Source organism: Burkholderia sp. MSMB1498, assembly GCF_001526245.1.
In the GTDB taxonomy this organism is placed as follows: domain Bacteria; phylum Pseudomonadota; class Gammaproteobacteria; order Burkholderiales; family Burkholderiaceae; genus Burkholderia; species Burkholderia savannae.
The window spans coordinates 93,214-109,393 of record NZ_LOYJ01000084.1 but is presented as its reverse complement, the minus strand read 5'-3'; the positions used below and the strand labels follow the sequence as shown (position 1 = coordinate 109,393).

The following is a 16,180-nucleotide window of genomic DNA, read 5'->3' as shown; positions in this document are numbered from 1 at the left end:
ACGACGCGCAGGTTTTTCCGGCTGCCGGCGCGAAGCGCGGCCGGCTTCCGATTCGACTACGCCCATGCGGCGCGAAGCTCTATGCATATCCACATTCTCGGCATCTGCGGCACCTTCATGGGCGGTCTCGCCGTGCTCGCCCGCGCGGCGGGCCACACCGTGACGGGTTGCGACGCGGGCGTCTATCCGCCGATGAGCACGCAGCTCGAGGCGCAGGGCATTCAGCTGATCGAGGGTTACGGCGCCGAACAGGTCGACCTGAAGCCCGATCTGTTCGTGATCGGCAATGTCGTGTCGCGCGGCAACCCTTTGATGGAGGCGATCCTCGACCGGGGGCTGCCGTACGTGTCCGGTCCTCAATGGCTCGGTGAGCATGTGCTCGCCGGCAAGTGGGTGCTCGCTGTCGCCGGCACGCACGGCAAGACGACGACGAGCTCGATGCTTGCGTGGATTCTCGAAGACGCCGGCTTGAATCCCGGCTTCCTGATCGGCGGCGTGCCGCTGAACTTCGGCGTGTCCGCGCGGCATACTGATTCGAGCTTCTTCGTGATCGAGGCGGACGAGTACGACACGGCGTTTTTCGACAAGCGCTCGAAGTTCGTCCACTACCGGCCGCGGACCGCGATCCTGAACAACCTCGAATTCGATCATGCCGACATCTTTCCGGATCTCGCCGCGATCGAAACGCAATTCCATCATCTCGTGCGTATGGTGCCGGGGGTCGGCCGGCTTGTGACGAACGGCTGCGAAGATGCGCTCGAGCGCGTGCTGTCGCGCGGCTGCTGGAGCGACGTCGAGCGTTTCGGCGTCGACGGCGGCTGGCAGGCGCTGCCCGCCGAGGACGGCGTGCCGATCGACGAGCGCTTCGCCGTCTATTGGCGCAGCGAGCGAATCGGTGCGGTCGACTGGCAAGTGCAGGGCGAGCACAACCGGATGAATGCACTCGCCGCGATCGCCGCGGCGCGCCACGTCGGCGTGCCGCCCGTGCAGGCGGCCGCCGCACTCGCGGCGTTTCGCAACGTGAAGCGCCGGATGGAAGTGCGCGGCAGCGTCGACGGCGTGACTGTCTACGACGATTTCGCACACCATCCGACGGCGATCGAAACGACGATCGCCGGTCTTCGTGCGCGTATCGGCTGCCAAAATTCCCGAATCCTCGCGGTGCTGGAGCCGCGCTCGAACACGATGAAGCTCGGCGTGATGAAGGCGCAACTGCCGGCGAGCCTTGCCGACGCCGATCTCGTGTTCGGCTACGGCGCGCCGACCGGCCGCGACGCGCTCGGCTGGAGCCTGCCCGACGCGCTTGCGCCGCTCGGCGACAAGGCGCGAGCATTCGACGATCTGCACGCGCTCGTGAAGGCGGTGACGGCGGCCGCGCGGCCGGGCGACCATGTGCTCGTGATGAGCAACGGCGGCTTCGGCGGCGTGCACCAGAAGCTGCTCGACGCGCTGTCGGCGCGCGGCGGCGCGGCGACGCCACGGAGCGGCGCGTGATTCTGTATCTGCACGGCTTCCGCTCGTCGCCGCAGTCGTTCAAGGCGCGCGCGCTCGCGGGCCGGCTGTCCGAGCTCGGGCGCGCGGACGAATGGCGCTGCCCGACGCTGTCGGTCGCGCCGCTCGACGCGATCGCGGCGGTGGAGGCCGAAGTCGCGGGCGTGCCCGTGCGCGACGTTACCGTGATCGGCAGCTCGCTCGGCGGCTATTACGCGACGTGGCTCGCGGAAAAGCACGGCTGGCGCGCGGTGCTGCTGAATCCGGCGACGCAGCCGCAGCGCGACCTGCGTCGCCATCTCGGCGAGCAGCCGCTCTGGCACGGCGGCGGCACGATTGTCGTCGAGCCGCATCATCTGGACGAGCTGAACGCGCTGCGCGTCGCGGCGATCACGCGGCCCGAGCGCTACTATCTGCTTGCGGCGACGGGCGACGAAGTGCTCGACTACCGCGAGATGCTCGCGCACTACCCGGGCGCGCGAACACGCGTCATCGACGGCAGCGATCACGGAATCAGCGAATTTGCCGACTATATCGACGACGTTCTTGCATTTTGTGACGCCGGATAGACCGTCGCCGGACGCGAAGTCCGGCGCGCGGCACCTTATACACCACACGCGGCGTCGACGGCTTCCGAAGCGAAGCGCGGCGCGCGGAAGTCTGAACGAAAGACGAGAGTACTGAGTGAACGTTTTCTTCGAGGAATCGGGCAGTTTCAAGGCGGGCAGCGTGCTGTCGCGCCAGGGCGACGCGTTTCAGGTCGAATTGCCGGGCGGCCGGCGCGCAAAGGTGCGCGCGAAGGATGTGCTGATCGAATTCGAGAAACCTGCCGCGGGCGAGCTGATGCAACAGGCGGATGAAGCCGCGCAACAGATCGATCTGGACTTTCTGTGGGAGTGCGCGCCCGCCGAGGAATTCGCGTATGCGACGCTCGCCGACGAATATTTCGGCGCGAGCTATGGCCCCGTCGAGCGCGCGGCGCTCGTGCTGCGCCTGCACGGCTCGCCCGTCTATTTCCGCCGCAAGGGGCGCGGACAGTACCAGCGCGCGCCCGAAGAGCAGTTGAAGATGGCGCTCGCCGCGCTGGAGCGCAAGCGCCAGCAGGCGCTCGTGCAGGCCGGCTACGAAGAGGAGCTGAAGGCGGGCAAGCTGCCCGACGCGTTCGCCGGCAAGGCGCTCAACCTCCTGACGAAGCCGGACAAGAACTCGATCGAATACAAGGCGCTCGACGCGGCGGCGCTCGCTCGCGGCGTGTCGCCCGCGCGCCTGATGCTCGACTGCGGCGGCGTTGCGTCCGCGCGCGCATTGCACGAGGCGCGCTTTCTCGCCGAATACTTCCCGCACGGCACGGGCTTTCCGACCGTCGCGGTGGGCAAGCTGCCCGACGACCTGCCGCGCGCGGACGTGAACGCGTTCTCGATCGACGACATCACGACGACCGAAATCGACGACGCGTTCTCCGTCGAGCATCTGACCGACGGCCGCGTGCGGATCGGCGTGCACATCGCGGCGCCCGCGCTCGGCGTCGCGCGCGGCGACGCGGTCGATGCGATCGCGCGCGCGCGGCTGTCGACCGTCTACATGCCGGGCGACAAGATCACGATGCTGCCGGACGACGTCGTCGACGTGTTCACGCTGAAGGAAGGCGACTATCGCCCGGCGCTGTCGCTGTACATCATCGTGAAGCGCGACACGCAGGAAATCGTCGCGAACGAAACGCGCGCCGAATACGTGTACGTGAAGAGCAACCTGCGGCACAACACGCTCGACGAGCTCGTCACCGAGGAGGCGCTCGCGGCGGGCGCGGGCGACTATCCGCACAAGGACGACATCGCAGTGCTCTGGCCGCTCGCGCAGGCGCTCTTCGAGCGGCGCCAGGTCGCGCGCGCGGGCTATGGCCTGAGGCGTGAAGTGCAGCGCAACACCGATTACAACTTCTACGTCGAAGACGAGCGCGTGTCGATCACGCCGCGCCGGCGCGGCTCGCCGCTCGATCTGATCGTGTCCGAGCTCGCGATCCTCGCGAATTCGACGTGGGGCGCGTTCCTGCACGATCACAGCGTGCCCGGCATCTATCGCACGCAGCGCGCGTTCGGCATGCCGAGCGGGCCGAAGCGCACGCGGATGCAGACGAGCGCCGCGCCGCACGAAGGGCTCGGCGTGCCGCAGTACGCGTGGAGCACGTCGCCGCTGCGTCGTTACGTCGACCTCGTCAATCAATGGCAACTGCTCGCCTGCGTGCAGCACGGCGTGACCGCGAAGCTCGCCGCGCCTTTCAAGCAGAAGGACGCGGATCTGTACGCGGTCGTGCAGGGCTTCGACGACACGTATGCCGCCTACGCCGATCACCAGCGGCGGATGGAATATTTCTGGTGCCTGCGCTGGATCAAGCAGGAAGGCCGCAAGCAGGTGAACGCGACCGTCGTGAAGGGCGATCTCGTGCGTCTCGACGAAGTACCGCTGCTGCTGCACGTGCCCGCGCTCGGCGTGCATGCGCGCGGCACGCGCGTGCTGCTCGACGTGATGTCGGTCGACGAGCTGACGATCGAGGCGTCGGTGCGGCTCCTCGGCGTGCTCGACGCGCCGACGGTGTCGGGCGGCGAGCCGGCCGACGATGAAGAGGACGCCGAAGCGGCCGACGACGTGCTGCTCGACGCGGCCGACGAATCGGCCGAAAGCGAGGCGGAAGCGCTTGCCGAGGCGGGCGGCGCGGCGCACGGCGACGGCGAAGCGTCCGCGAGCGGCGAGGAGCAGCCGAAATGAGCGCGACCGTCGATTCCGCCGCGCGCACGCGCGATCGCTATGCGGTGATCGGCAATCCGATCGCGCACAGCAAGTCGCCGTTCATCCATGAGCGCTTCGCCGATCAGACGGGCGAGGCGATCGAATACGCGCATCTGCTCGCGCCGCTCGACGGCTTCGCGGCCGCGGTGCGCGAGTTCATCGCGCAGGGCGGCCGCGGCGTGAACGTCACCGTGCCGTTCAAGCTCGAGGCCTACGCGCTTGCCGACACGCTGTCGCCGCGCGCGGCGGCGGCGGGTGCCGTGAACACGCTGCGCTTCGACGCAGGCGGCATCTTCGGCGACAACACCGACGGCGTCGGCCTCGTACGCGACATCGAGACGAATCTCGGCGTGAGCCTGACGGGCGCGCGCATCCTGCTGCTCGGCTCGGGCGGCGCGGCGCGCGGCGTCGTGCTGCCGATGCTCGAGCGCGCGCCCGCGTCGCTCACGATCGTCAACCGGACCGCGAGCAAGGCAGAAGAGCTCGTCGGCCAGTTCACGCAGGCGGCGCACGACGCGGGTTGCGTGCTCGCGGGCGGCGGGCCCGAGCGGGTCGCGCGCGAGCCGTACGACGTGATCGTCAACGCGACGGCGGGCAGCCTCGATGCGGCGCTGCCCGCGTGCGACGCGGCGGCGTTCGGCCCGTCGACGCTCGCGTACGACATGATGTACGGCGCGCGGCCGACCGTCTTCATGGAGCACGCGGCGGCGCTCGGCGCGCGCGTGGCGGACGGGCTCGGGATGCTGGTCGAGCAGGCGGCGGAGTCGTTCTATATCTGGCGCGGCGTGCGGCCCGACAGCGCGCCCGTGCTCGCCGCACTGCGGGCCGCGCTCGCGGCGTCGGCGGCGCACTGAGCGCGAGAGGCGCGGCGGGGTGCGGAACAGTCCCGTTACGCCCGGCCGGGGCCGCGCGCCGGCACGCGGCGCGACCGGCGCGCGCCGGCGCGGCCTCGCGCGCTGGCTCGCGTACGCAGGCGGCGTGTTCGCCGGCGCGTGGCTCGCGACGCAGCTCTACTACTTCGCGCAGATCGCGCTCTGGACGGTGATCGATCCGGGCTCGAGCGCGTTCATGCGCGCGGACGCGTGGCGCTTGTCGGCCGAGCGGCCCGCCGCAGCGATCCGGCATCGATGGGTGCCGTACGACAAGATCTCGCGAAACCTGAAGCGCGCGGTGATCGCATCCGAAGACGCCGATTTCGCAAACAATTCGGGCTACGAAGTGGATGCGATCCTGCAGGCGTGGGAGAAGAACCGCGCGCACGGCAGGATCGTGTCGGGCGGCTCGACGATCACGCAGCAGCTCGCGCGCAACCTGTTCCTGTCCGGCGAGCGGAGCTATATCCGCAAGGGGCAGGAGCTCGTCATCGCGTGGATGCTCGAAACGCTGCTCGACAAGGAGCGCATTTTCGAGATCTATCTGAACTCCGTCGAATTCGGCCGCGGCGTGTATGGCGCGGAAGCCGCCGCGCAGTACTACTACCGGATTTCCGCGAGCCGGCTATCCGCATGGCAGTCGGCGCGGCTCGCGGTGATGCTGCCGAATCCTAGGTATTTCGATGCGCACCGCGGCTCGCCTTATCTTGCGCAGCGCGCGGGCGTGATCGCGCGACGGATGGGCGCGGCGGAATTGCCGGCGTCGCAGTAAGGGCGGCCGGGCCGCCCGCGTTTTCCGTTTTCTTCCGCGCGTGCGCGTCGATCGGGCGGCGTTTCTTCATGCGGCCGGCGCGCGCGCATCCTGCGGCACACCATTCCGCTATTCAGGCTTCTACAAATCTTTCAAAATCGATACATCCGGAATTCGGGTAATTCCTCAATTTATTTCGGTCACCAGATTAGTTCTGCTCCGCAGTGCGAATCGAGCAATAAAAAATCCGTTCGATCGGCGCTTTTGTGGCGATCGGATTGACAAAACACGGCTCGAAAGCCCGATTTCATATCGATTCCGTTCAAATCGAAATTCGAGTTCGAAAGAATAAAGTAAGCCTGATTTCTTTCAAATGTTTCGCTATTTTTCAAATCGAAGCTTGTCGCGTATATTGGCCGACGCCTTGGCTTATCGGGCCGATCGAGCAAGGTGGGGGCGCCTATCCGGCCGCTCTGGAAAACAACACGAGAGAAGGAAGACGACTATGCCAGCACGTAAAACGAAGCTGTTATTAGCCGCGGTATTCTCTTCGCTGCTCCTCGCAGCGTGCAACGGGGATGACGGAGGCCCCGCTGCGAGCGTCGCCGCGAACGCCGACAGTTCGAGCAATACCGGCACGTCCTCCGGCGCGGACAAGCCCTACCAAGATCCCAACCGCTATTCGTCGAGCGGGAGCGCATCGCTGTCGCCTTCCGCCGTGACCGAGAACGCCGCGATCACGCATCACCAGATCACGGTGAACGGCAAGACGATCAACTACACGGCGACTGCCGGCCACCTGAGCGCCCGCAACCCGCAGACGGGCGCCGCCGAAGCATCGTTCTTCTACGTCGCGTACACGGCGGACAACCAGCCGCTCGGCAAGCGTCCCGTCACGTTCTTCTACAACGGCGGCCCGGGTTCGTCGACGGTCTGGCTGCACCTCGGCTCGTTCGGTCCGAAGCGCCTCGTGACCGGCGATCCGAACGCGAACAGCCCGACGCCGTTCCCGTTCGTCGACAACCAGGAAACGCTCCTCGACACGACCGATCTCGTGTTCGTCGACGCGATCGGCACCGGCTTCTCGGAAGCGATCGCGCCGAACACGAACCAGACGTTCTGGGGCGTCGATCAGGACGGCGGAGCATTTCGCGATTTCGTGACCCGCTATCTGCAGGTGAATCGGCGCAACGATTCGCCGAAGTACCTGTTCGGCGAATCGTACGGCACGCCGCGCACCGACGTGCTCGCGAACCTGCTCGAGACGGCGGGCGTGAAGCTCGACGGGATCGTGCTGCAGTCGTCGATTCTCAACTACAACAGCAATTGCGACATGGCGAGCAACTCCGTCGGCAATTCGAACAACGGATCGAGCGCGGTGAGCTGCGCGGGCTTCGTGCCGAGCTACGGCACGGTCGGCGCGTACTACCGGCTCGACAATCCGAACCCGTCGAATCTGCCGCAATACGCGGACCAGATGCGCCTGCTGACGGCGGGCACCTATGCGCCGGCCGTGGATGCGTATCTCGCGAGCAACACGCAGCCGTCGCAGAGCCTCGTGACGACGATGTCGAATTCGACGGGCGCCGCCGCGTCGCTCTGGCGCGCGAACTTCAACCTGCTGCCGACCACGTACGACAACAGCTATCAGCTCGCGCTGATCCCGGGCACGCTGATCGGCCGCTACGACGCGCGCGTGAACGTGCCGACGAACAGCCCGCTCGCCGCGGACGGCGATCCGTCGAGCAGCTTCATCACGAAGCCGTTCACCGACACGATCGGTACCTATTTGCCGAACGTGCTGAAGTACTCGGCGAAGTCGGCCTATGCTGTGGAGAGCAACGCGATCAATTCGTGGGATTGGAGCCACGACGGTCTCGATCTGCCCGACACGATCCCGGATCTGGCCACGGCGCTCACGCTCAATTCTGCGCTGAAGGTGCTGTCGCTGAACGGTTATCACGACATCGCGACGCCGTTCTATCAGACGGAGCTCGATCTCGCCCGTCTCGGCGCGCAGCCCAACCTGACGATCAAGGATTACCAGGGCGGACACATGGTCTATCTGGACGATACGTCGCGGCCGCGGGAGAAAGCCGATCTGGCGACGTTCTATGCCGCGACGCCCGTCGCGCGGTGACGTCGAACGATGCTGAACCGCTGGTCGCGCCGCGCGCATGATGCGCGGCGCGCGACGAGCCATGACGACCCCATTTCTCATCGGAGCTGACATGAAAATCCATTCGGCATTTGCCTGGTCGGCGCTCGCCGCCGCAGGCCTCGCGCTCTTCATGCAAGCGGCGCTCGCGCAGCAGGCGGCGAGCGGCGCGCAACCCGATCGCCGCGCGCAGGCGCAACTCGGCGATCCGTACGTACCGCCCGCCGCGCGCAAGCCGACGGCCGGCACACAGACGTCGGGCGCCGCGCTGCACGCGCAGGTCGTGCGCAAGCTGCAGCGCCAGTTCGCAGCGGCCGACGCCGACAATACGGGCCTGACCGAAGCGCAGGCGAAGGCGGCGGGCCTCGGCTACGTCGCGAAGAACTTCAAGCAGATCGACGCGAACCACACGGGGCGCGTGTCGTTCTCCGACGTGCAGCGCTACATCCAATCGCAGAGCGCGACGCAGCAGTAAGCGCGCCGCGCATCGTCTACCCCACGAGGAGCGCGGGGTGCGCATCGAACGGGCTCAGCCGGGCATTCGGCTCAGCCCGTTTTTTTCATGCGCGTTCATGCGCGCGGCCGTCTCGCGGGTATGATCTGGATTCCCAATATATGAGAGCTTCATTCAGATATTGGAGCTTGCTGCAGGCCCCCCTACAATCCGAAGCACATCGAAATGCTTCGGCAGATGTGCGGCCGCCGCGAAATCGCGGCTCGCGCGTCTGAATTGCCGGAGTTCATCGCACCATGAACAAGACGCCCATGACGCTTGCTTTGAACGGCGCGACAGCCGTCCATACCGACATGTCCGACGCGGCGCTCGCCGACAGCATCGGCGCGACGAGCACGCCGCTCGATCTCGCCGCGCAGCAGGCGGGCACGCAGACGCTGCTGCGCGGGCTCGCGATTCTCGAGGCGGTCGCGGGCGGCGCGCGCGACATGCGCGCGATCGGCGCCGCGCTCGGCACGACGCGCAGCACGACGCACCGCCTCGTCAGCAGCCTCGTGCAGGCGCGCTATCTGCGCCAGGTGCAAGGCGGCTATCTGCTCGGTCCGAAGCTGATCGAGCTCGGCACGATCGCGCTCGAGCAGATGCCGCTCACGGCGGTTGCGCGGCCGCATCTCGAGGCGCTCGCGCAAGCGACGCTCGACACGATTCACCTCGGCGTGCGCGACGGCGACGACGTGCTTTACATCGACAAGATTCCCGGCACGCGCGGCCTCGAGATGCGCTCGCGGATCGGCCACCGGATGCCGCTCGCGTCGACGGGAATCGGCAAGGCGATGATGCTCGACCTCGATCCCGACACGTGGCGCTCGCTGTTCGAGGCGTCCAAGCGCGCGCTCGCGGGCGTGAACTTCAAGCCGGATCGCCGCCCCGACGTCGGCACGTTCCTGCAGCGGATGGCGCACTACGCGGCGGGCGGCTACACGTTCGATCTCGAGGAGAACGAAACGTCGATTCGCTGTGTCGCCGCGCCGGTGCGAGACGCGTCGGGCGCGATCGTCGCCGCGCTGTCGGTGGCGAGCACGATTCCGTACATGTCGCTCGACCGCATGAACGAGCTCGTGCCGCTCGTGCAGCGCGGCGCGCGCGCGATTTCGGCCGATCTCGGCTGGAGCGCGCCGCAGGCGACGCGCAGGATCAAGCGATGACGGCGCACGCGGCGGCGCCCGCGCTGATCGGGCTCGACTGGGGCACGACGTCGCTGCGCGCGTACCTGTTCGCCGCCGACGGCTCGGTGCTCGACACGCGCGCGCTTGCCGCCGGCGTGATGAGCTTGCCCGATGCGCAGGGCGCATCGTCGTCGCAGGCATTCGACGCGGCGTTCGAGCGCGCGTGCGGCGCATGGCTCGATCGCGCGCCGCACGTGCCCGCGCTCGCGGCCGGCATGGTCGGCAGCGCGCAGGGCTGGCGCGAAGCGCCGTACGTGACGATGCCGGCCGACGCCGACGTGTTCGCATCGAATCTCGTGCGGCTTCGCACCGCGCGCGGCTCGTCGCTCGCGATCGTGCCGGGCGCGCTCGAGCCGGACGAGTTGCCGGACGTGATGCGCGGCGAGGAGACGCAGATCGTCGGCGCGCTCGCGGCCGAGCCGTCGCTCGCGCACGAGCGAGCGGGCGTGCTGATCGCGCTGCCCGGCACGCACGCGAAATGGGCGTGGGTGCGCGACGGCCGCATCGAGTGGTTTCGCACGTACATGACGGGCGAGCTGTACGCCGCGCTGCGCGGGCACACGATTCTCGGCCGCACGATGCAGCCGAGCGACGCGCCCGATTGGCCCGCGTTCGCGCATGGCGTGCGGATCGCGCGCCGCAAGCGCGGCGAGGGATTGCTCGCGACCTTGTTCAGCACGCGCACGCTCGGCCTGACCGGGCAGCTCGCGCCGCAAGCGCAGGGCGATTATTTGTCCGGACTGCTGATCGGTCACGAGCTGAACGCGCTCGACGCGCTGCTCGACGGCCACGGCGCATCGCTTGCCGCGCTCGCTCCGCGCCTCGTCGGCGACGGCGCATTGTGCGATCGCTATCGCCGCGCGCTGGCCGAATTCGACTGCGGCGAGGCGCGCATCGTCGAGCGTGCGTCCGAGCGCGGCCTGTGGCGCATCGCGACGCTGGCCGGGCTCGTCGGCGCGGCGGGCGACGCCGTCTGCACGTCGCAATAGACGCAGCACGTTTCGACGCGAAGCTGCTGGAGGAGATGAGATGTCGATGGATGCCGAAGCACTCCGTTTTCCCGCGCCGTATGCGCCGCATCGCGCCCTGATGCGCGCGTTCGACGCGTGTCCGCTGATCGCGATCCTGCGCGGGATCACGCCCGCGGACGCGGCGGCGCACGGCGCCGCGTTGTACGAAGCGGGCTTTCGCATCGTCGAGGTGCCGCTCAATTCGCCCGATCCGTTCGACGGCATCGCCGCGTTGCGCGCCGCGTTGCCCGCCGACGCGATCGTCGGCGCGGGCACGGTGTTGCGCGCCGAATACGTCGACGATGTCGTGCGCGCCGGTGGCGAGCTGATCGTGATGCCGCATGCGGACGGCGACGTCGTGCGCCGCGCGAAGACGCTCGGCATCGGCTGCGCGCCCGGCGTCGCGACGCCGACCGAGGCGTTCGCCGCGCTCGCGAACGGCGCGGACGTGCTGAAGATGTTTCCGGCCGAGCAGCTCGGCCAGGTCGCCGTGAAGGCGTGGCGCGCGGTGATCGATGCGCGCGTGCCGCTCGTGCCGGTCGGCGGGATCACGCCCGAGAACATGGGGTCGTATCTCGCGGCGGGCGCGAACGGCTTCGGCCTTGGCTCCGCGCTGTACGCGCCCGGACAGACGCCCGACGTCACAGCCTCGCGCGCGCGGGCGTTCGTCAAGGGATGGCAGATCGCCCGCAACGGAGCGGCGCGGTGAACCGGCTCGCGGGCAAGATCGCGTTCGTGACGGGCGCGGGGCGCGGCATCGGCGCGGCGATCGCGCGCGCGTTCGTGCAGGAAGGCGCGGCCGTCGCGCTCGCGGAGCTCGACGCGGCGCTCGCCGAAGAGACCGTCGACGCGATCGCGCGCGATGTGGCCGATGCGCGCGTGCTCGCCGTGCCGACGGACGTCGCGCAGGCCGAGTCGGTCGCGGCGGCGCTCGCGCAAACGGAGCGCGCGTTCGGCCCGCTCGACGTGCTCGTCAACAACGCGGGCATCAACGTGTTCCGTGATCCGCTCTCGCTCACCGACGAAGACTGGCGGCGCTGTTTCGCGGTCGATCTCGACGGCGTCTGGAACGGCTGTCGCGCGGCGCTGCCCGGCATGGTCGAGCGCGGGCGCGGCAGCATCGTGAACATCGCGTCGACGCATGCGTTCAAGATCATTCCGGGCTGCTTTCCGTATCCGGTCGCCAAGCACGGCGTGCTGGGTCTCACGCGCGCGCTCGGCATCGAATACGCGCCGCGCAACGTGCGCGTGAATGCGATCGCGCCCGGCTACATCGAGACGCAGGCGACGCGCGACTGGTGGAGCGCGCAGCCCGACCCCGAGGCCGCGCGGCGCGAGACGCTCGCGCTGCAGCCGATGAAGCGGATCGGGCGCGCGGACGAAGTGGCGATGACCGCGGTGTTTCTCGCGTCGGACGAAGCGCCGTTCATCAACGCGAGCTGCATCACGATCGACGGCGGGCGTTCGGTGCTGTATCACGATTGATTCATTCGCGCGGTCGTCCACTCGTGGACGCATACGCGCGAAGGCGGCGCGCGACGGTCGCACGCGCCGCGTCGAGACGACGAAGCGGCCGACGTATCCGGTGACGGAGACAACAAGGAGACAAGCAACATGAAGCGCAGAACGTTCATCACACTGGCGGCCGCCGCGACGGTCGCGGCGGCGGGCCTGCCCGCGCACGCGGCCGAGCCCGTGAAGATCGGCTTCCTCGTCAAGCAGCCCGAGGAGCCGTGGTTCCAGGACGAATGGAAATTCGCCGAGATCGCCGCGAAGAGCCGGGGCTTTACGCTCGTGAAGATCGGCGCGCCGTCCGGCGAGAAGGTGATGAGCGCGATCGACAACCTCGCCGCGCAGAAGGCGCAGGGCTTCGTCATCTGCACGCCCGACGTGAAGCTCGGGCCGGGCATCGTCGCGAAGGCGAAGTCGCACGGCCTGAAGATGATGACCGTCGACGATCGCCTCGTCGACGGCGCGGGCAAGCCGATCGAATCGGTCCCGCACATGGGCATTTCCGCGTACGACATCGGCAAGCAGGTCGGCGGCGGGATCGCGGCCGAGATCAAGAAGCGCGGCTGGAACATCAACGAAGTCGGCGCGATCGACATCACGTACGAACAGTTGCCGACCGCGCACGACCGCACGACGGGCGCGACCGATGCGCTCGTCGCGGCGGGCTTTCCGAAGGCGAACGTGATCGCCGCGCCGCAGGCGAAGACCGACACCGAGAACGCGTTCAACGCGGCGAACATCGCGCTCACGAAGAATCCGCAGTTCAAGCACTGGGTCGCGTACGGCCTCAACGACGAAGCGGTGCTCGGCGCGGTGCGCGCGGCAGAAGGGCGCGGCTTCAAGGCGGCCGACATGATCGGCATCGGCATCGGCGGCTCCGATTCGGCGCTCAGCGAATTCAAGAAGCCGCAGCCGACGGGCTTTTTCGGCACCGTGATCATCAGCCCGAAACGCCACGGCGAGGAGACGTCGGAGCTGATGTACGCGTGGATCACGCAGGGCAAGGCGCCGCCGCCGCTCACGCTGACGACGGGCATGCTCGCGACGCGCGAGAACGTCGGCCACGTGCGCGAGACGATGGGGCTCGCGGCGAAGTGAGCAGCATGCGCCGTGCGCGCGAAGCGGGCGTCGCGCGTTGCGCGGCGCTCGCGGCGAGCGTGGCGAACGATGTGCGCGATGCGCCCGATGGGGCGAGGCGACGCAATGGCAATACGGATGGCGGTAGACGGAGGCGACGTGGCTGCGGCACTGCGTTTTGACAATATCGGCAAGGTCTTTCCCGGCGTGCGCGCGCTCGACGGCATCTCGTTCGACGTGCACGCGGGGCAGGTGCACGGCCTGATGGGCGAGAACGGCGCGGGCAAGTCGACGCTGCTCAAGATTCTCGGCGGCGAATATCAGCCCGATTCGGGCGGCGTGCTCGTCGACGGGCGGGCGATGCGCTTTCCGAGCGCCGCTGCGTCGATCGCGGCGGGCGTCGCGGTGATCCATCAGGAACTGCAATACGTGCCTGATCTGACGGTCGCCGAGAACCTACTGCTCGGCCGGCTGCCGAACGTGCTCGGCTGGGTCAGGAAGCGCGACGCGCAGCGCTTCGTGCGCGAGCGGCTAGCCGCGATGGGCGTCGATCTCGATCCGCAGGCGAAGCTGTGCCGGCTGTCGATCGCGCAGCGGCAGATGGTCGAGATCTGCAAGGCGCTCATGCGCAACGCGCGCGTGATCGCGCTCGACGAGCCGACGAGCTCGCTGTCGCACCGCGAAACCGAGGTGCTCTTCGCGCTCGTCGACGATTTGCGGCGCGACGGCCGCGCGCTCATCTACATCTCGCACCGGATGGACGAGATCTATCGGCTCTGCGACGCATGCACGATCTTTCGCGACGGCCGCCAGGTCGCGTCGCACGCGTCGCTCGCCGACGTGCCGCGCGAGTCGCTCGTGCGCCAGATGGTCGGCCGCGAGATCAGCGACATCTATCACTACGAGCCGCGCGCGCTCGGCGGCGTGCGCTTGTCGGCGCGCGCGCTCGAGGGCGACGCGCTGCGAGCGGGCGCGAGCTTCGACGTACGCGCGGGCGAGATCGTCGGCTTCTTCGGGCTCGTCGGCGCGGGGCGCAGCGAGCTGATGCGCGTGATCTACGGCGCGGACCGCCGGACGGGCGGCGCGCTCACGCTCGACGGCGAGCCGCTCGACATCCGCTCGACGGGCGACGCGATCCGCCACGGGATCGTGCTGTGCCCCGAGGATCGCAAGGAGGAGGGGATCGTCGCGCATGCGTCGGTTGCGGAGAACATCAACATCAGCTGCCGCCGTCATACGCTGCGCGCGGGGCTCTTCCTCGATCGCAAGCGCGAGGCGCAGACAGCCGAGCGCTTCATCAAGCTCTTGAAGATCAAGACGCCTAACCGTCGGCAGAAGATCCGCTTCCTGTCGGGCGGCAATCAGCAGAAGGCGATTCTCGCGCGCTGGCTCGCGGAGCCGGATCTGAAGGTCGTGATTCTCGACGAGCCGACGCGCGGCATCGACGTGGGCGCGAAGCACGAGATCTACGGCGTGATCTACGAGCTCGCGAAGCGCGGCTGCGCGATCGTGATGGTGTCGTCGGAGCTGCCGGAGGTGCTCGGCGTGTCGGATCGCATCGTCGTGATGCGCGAGGGGCGGATCGCGGGCGAGCTCGCGCGCGACGAGGCGAACGAAGAGGCGGTGCTGAATCTCGCGCTGCCTCAGGGCGCGACCGCGCGCGCCGCATGACGCACGGCGCGCGATATACGACGCATGACGAGTGACGCACGAAGCGCGAAGCATGACGCGCGCGCGATCGGAGCGCAACGGTCCCGCGATACGCGCGACGACTGATTCAGGAATTGGAGACGAGGGCGGCCGCGCCGCCCCGCAGAGGAGCAGACGACATGCAAGCGAGAGAGAATCTTCCCCAGGCCGCCGCGCACGCGGCGGTTGCGCCGGCCGGCGACCGGCAACGCTGGCGGCAGCACGTCGCCGATTACAGCCTCGTCGCGATCTTCGCGGCGATGTTCGTCGCGATGTCGCTGACCGTCGATCATTTCTTCTCGATCGACAACATGCTCGGGCTCGCGCTGTCGATCTCGCAGATCGGCATGGTCGCGTGCACGATGATGTTCTGCCTCGCGTCGCGCGATTTCGACCTGTCGATCGGCTCGACGGTCGCGTTCGCCGGCGTGCTGTGCGCGATGGTGCTGAACGCGACCGACAACACGTTCGTCGCGATCGGCGCGGCGGTCGCGGCGGGCGCGGTCATCGGCTTCGTCAACGGCGCGGTGATCGCGTATCTGCGGATCAACGCGCTGATCACGACGCTCGCGACGATGGAGATCGTGCGCGGGCTCGGCTTCATCGTGTCGAAGGGGCAGGCGGTGGGCGTGTCGTCGGAGACGTTCATCGCGCTGGGCGGGCTGTCGTTCCTCGGCGTGTCGCTGCCGATCTGGGTGACGCTCGTGTGTTTCGTCGTGTTCGGCGTGCTGCTCAACCAGACCGTGTACGGCCGCAACACGCTCGCGATCGGCGGCAATCCGGAGGCGTCGCGGCTCGCGGGGATCAACGTCGAGCGCACGCGCGTCTACATCTTCCTGATCCAGGGCGCGGTGACCGCGCTCGCGGGCGTGATCCTCGCGTCGCGGATCACGTCGGGCCAGCCGAACGCCGCGCAAGGCTTCGAGCTGAACGTGATCTCCGCGTGCGTGCTGGGGGGCGTGTCGCTCGCGGGCGGGCGCGCGTCGATCTCGGGCGTCGTGATCGGCGTGCTGATCATGGGCACCGTCGAGAACGTGATGAACCTGCTCAACATCGATGCGTTCTATCAATACCTCGTGCGCGGCGCGATCCTGCTCGCCGCCGTGCTGCTCGACCAGTTGAAGAATCGCGGCGCGCGCGATTGAGCGCGCCGCTT

Annotated in this window: 14 protein-coding genes; all 14 read left to right on the top strand. The window is 68.2% G+C overall.

The window, feature by feature from the left end; all coding sequences use genetic code 11:
- Positions 1-81 precede the first annotated feature (81 nt).
- The 14 genes from mpl to araH all read left to right on the top strand — a co-directional run bounded on the left by mpl (position 82) and on the right by araH (position 16,169).
- On the top strand, positions 82-1,494 hold the full coding sequence (gene mpl / locus WS91_RS18450; protein ID WP_059583300.1) for a UDP-N-acetylmuramate:L-alanyl-gamma-D-glutamyl-meso-diaminopimelate ligase: 1,413 nt from the start codon (positions 82-84) through the stop codon (positions 1,492-1,494).
- Complete coding sequence (locus WS91_RS18445; protein WP_038754343.1) at positions 1,491-2,060, top strand: YqiA/YcfP family alpha/beta fold hydrolase; 570 nt, start codon at positions 1,491-1,493, stop codon at positions 2,058-2,060. The genes mpl and WS91_RS18445 overlap by 4 nt, the downstream gene beginning before the upstream one ends.
- A gap of 115 nt (positions 2,061-2,175) precedes the next feature.
- On the top strand, positions 2,176-4,254 hold the full coding sequence (locus WS91_RS18440) for a ribonuclease catalytic domain-containing protein (protein WP_059583304.1): 2,079 nt from the start codon (positions 2,176-2,178) through the stop codon (positions 4,252-4,254).
- Positions 4,251-5,129, top strand: coding sequence for a shikimate dehydrogenase (gene aroE, locus WS91_RS18435; protein ID WP_059583306.1), 879 nt, complete (start codon positions 4,251-4,253; stop codon positions 5,127-5,129). The genes WS91_RS18440 and aroE overlap by 4 nt, the downstream gene beginning before the upstream one ends.
- 19 nt (positions 5,130-5,148) lie before the next feature.
- Positions 5,149-5,919 (top strand): monofunctional biosynthetic peptidoglycan transglycosylase, encoded by a 771-nt coding sequence (gene mtgA / locus WS91_RS18430; RefSeq protein ID WP_059583308.1) that lies wholly within the window; start codon positions 5,149-5,151, stop codon positions 5,917-5,919.
- 484 nt (positions 5,920-6,403) lie between these two features.
- A complete protein-coding gene (locus WS91_RS18425) occupies positions 6,404-8,038 on the top strand; it encodes a S10 family serine carboxypeptidase-like protein (RefSeq protein WP_059670742.1) in 1,635 nt (544 codons plus the stop codon).
- A 91-nt stretch (positions 8,039-8,129) separates the two neighbouring features.
- Complete coding sequence (locus WS91_RS18420) at positions 8,130-8,531, top strand: EF-hand domain-containing protein (RefSeq protein ID WP_059583313.1); 402 nt, start codon at positions 8,130-8,132, stop codon at positions 8,529-8,531.
- 275 nt (positions 8,532-8,806) lie between these two features.
- The gene (locus WS91_RS18415; RefSeq protein ID WP_038754329.1) at positions 8,807-9,715 is read left to right on the top strand and encodes an IclR family transcriptional regulator; all 909 of its coding nucleotides are present in this window, start codon (positions 8,807-8,809) and stop codon (positions 9,713-9,715) included.
- On the top strand, positions 9,712-10,725 hold the full coding sequence (locus tag WS91_RS18410) for a 2-dehydro-3-deoxygalactonokinase (protein ID WP_059670741.1): 1,014 nt from the start codon (positions 9,712-9,714) through the stop codon (positions 10,723-10,725). Before WS91_RS18415 ends, WS91_RS18410 begins: the two co-directional genes overlap by 4 nt.
- Positions 10,726-10,765: 40 nt before the next feature.
- Positions 10,766-11,455, top strand: coding sequence for a 2-dehydro-3-deoxy-6-phosphogalactonate aldolase (locus WS91_RS18405; RefSeq protein WP_197422250.1), 690 nt, complete (start codon positions 10,766-10,768; stop codon positions 11,453-11,455).
- A complete protein-coding gene (locus tag WS91_RS18400; RefSeq protein WP_038754539.1) occupies positions 11,452-12,231 on the top strand; it encodes an SDR family oxidoreductase in 780 nt (259 codons plus the stop codon). Before WS91_RS18405 ends, WS91_RS18400 begins: the two co-directional genes overlap by 4 nt.
- A gap of 129 nt (positions 12,232-12,360) precedes the next feature.
- The gene (locus tag WS91_RS18395) at positions 12,361-13,356 is read left to right on the top strand and encodes an arabinose ABC transporter substrate-binding protein (RefSeq protein WP_059670740.1); all 996 of its coding nucleotides are present in this window, start codon (positions 12,361-12,363) and stop codon (positions 13,354-13,356) included.
- Between the two features lie 138 nt (positions 13,357-13,494).
- Positions 13,495-15,006, top strand: coding sequence for an L-arabinose ABC transporter ATP-binding protein AraG (gene araG / locus WS91_RS18390; protein WP_038754536.1), 1,512 nt, complete (start codon positions 13,495-13,497; stop codon positions 15,004-15,006).
- 158 nt (positions 15,007-15,164) lie between these two features.
- Complete coding sequence (gene araH, locus WS91_RS18385; RefSeq protein ID WP_059647186.1) at positions 15,165-16,169, top strand: L-arabinose ABC transporter permease AraH; 1,005 nt, start codon at positions 15,165-15,167, stop codon at positions 16,167-16,169.
- Positions 16,170-16,180: the final 11 nt, after the last annotated feature.

What these genes read in the sequence shown, in the direction of transcription:
- mpl (WP_059583300.1), top strand. Translation starts at nt 82, where the DNA reads ATGCATATCCACATTCTCGGCATCTGCGGCACCTTCATGGGCGGTCTC.
- WS91_RS18425 (WP_059670742.1), top strand. Translation starts at nt 6,404, where the DNA reads ATGCCAGCACGTAAAACGAAGCTGTTATTAGCCGCGGTATTCTCTTCG.
- WS91_RS18405 (WP_197422250.1), top strand. Translation starts at nt 10,766, where the DNA reads ATGTCGATGGATGCCGAAGCACTCCGTTTTCCCGCGCCGTATGCGCCG.
- WS91_RS18410 (WP_059670741.1), top strand. Translation starts at nt 9,712, where the DNA reads ATGACGGCGCACGCGGCGGCGCCCGCGCTGATCGGGCTCGACTGGGGC.
- WS91_RS18395 (WP_059670740.1), top strand. Translation starts at nt 12,361, where the DNA reads ATGAAGCGCAGAACGTTCATCACACTGGCGGCCGCCGCGACGGTCGCG.
- araH (WP_059647186.1), top strand. Translation starts at nt 15,165, where the DNA reads ATGCAAGCGAGAGAGAATCTTCCCCAGGCCGCCGCGCACGCGGCGGTT.
- WS91_RS18420 (WP_059583313.1), top strand. Translation starts at nt 8,130, where the DNA reads ATGAAAATCCATTCGGCATTTGCCTGGTCGGCGCTCGCCGCCGCAGGC.
- WS91_RS18415 (WP_038754329.1), top strand. Translation starts at nt 8,807, where the DNA reads ATGAACAAGACGCCCATGACGCTTGCTTTGAACGGCGCGACAGCCGTC.
- aroE (WP_059583306.1), top strand. Translation starts at nt 4,251, where the DNA reads ATGAGCGCGACCGTCGATTCCGCCGCGCGCACGCGCGATCGCTATGCG.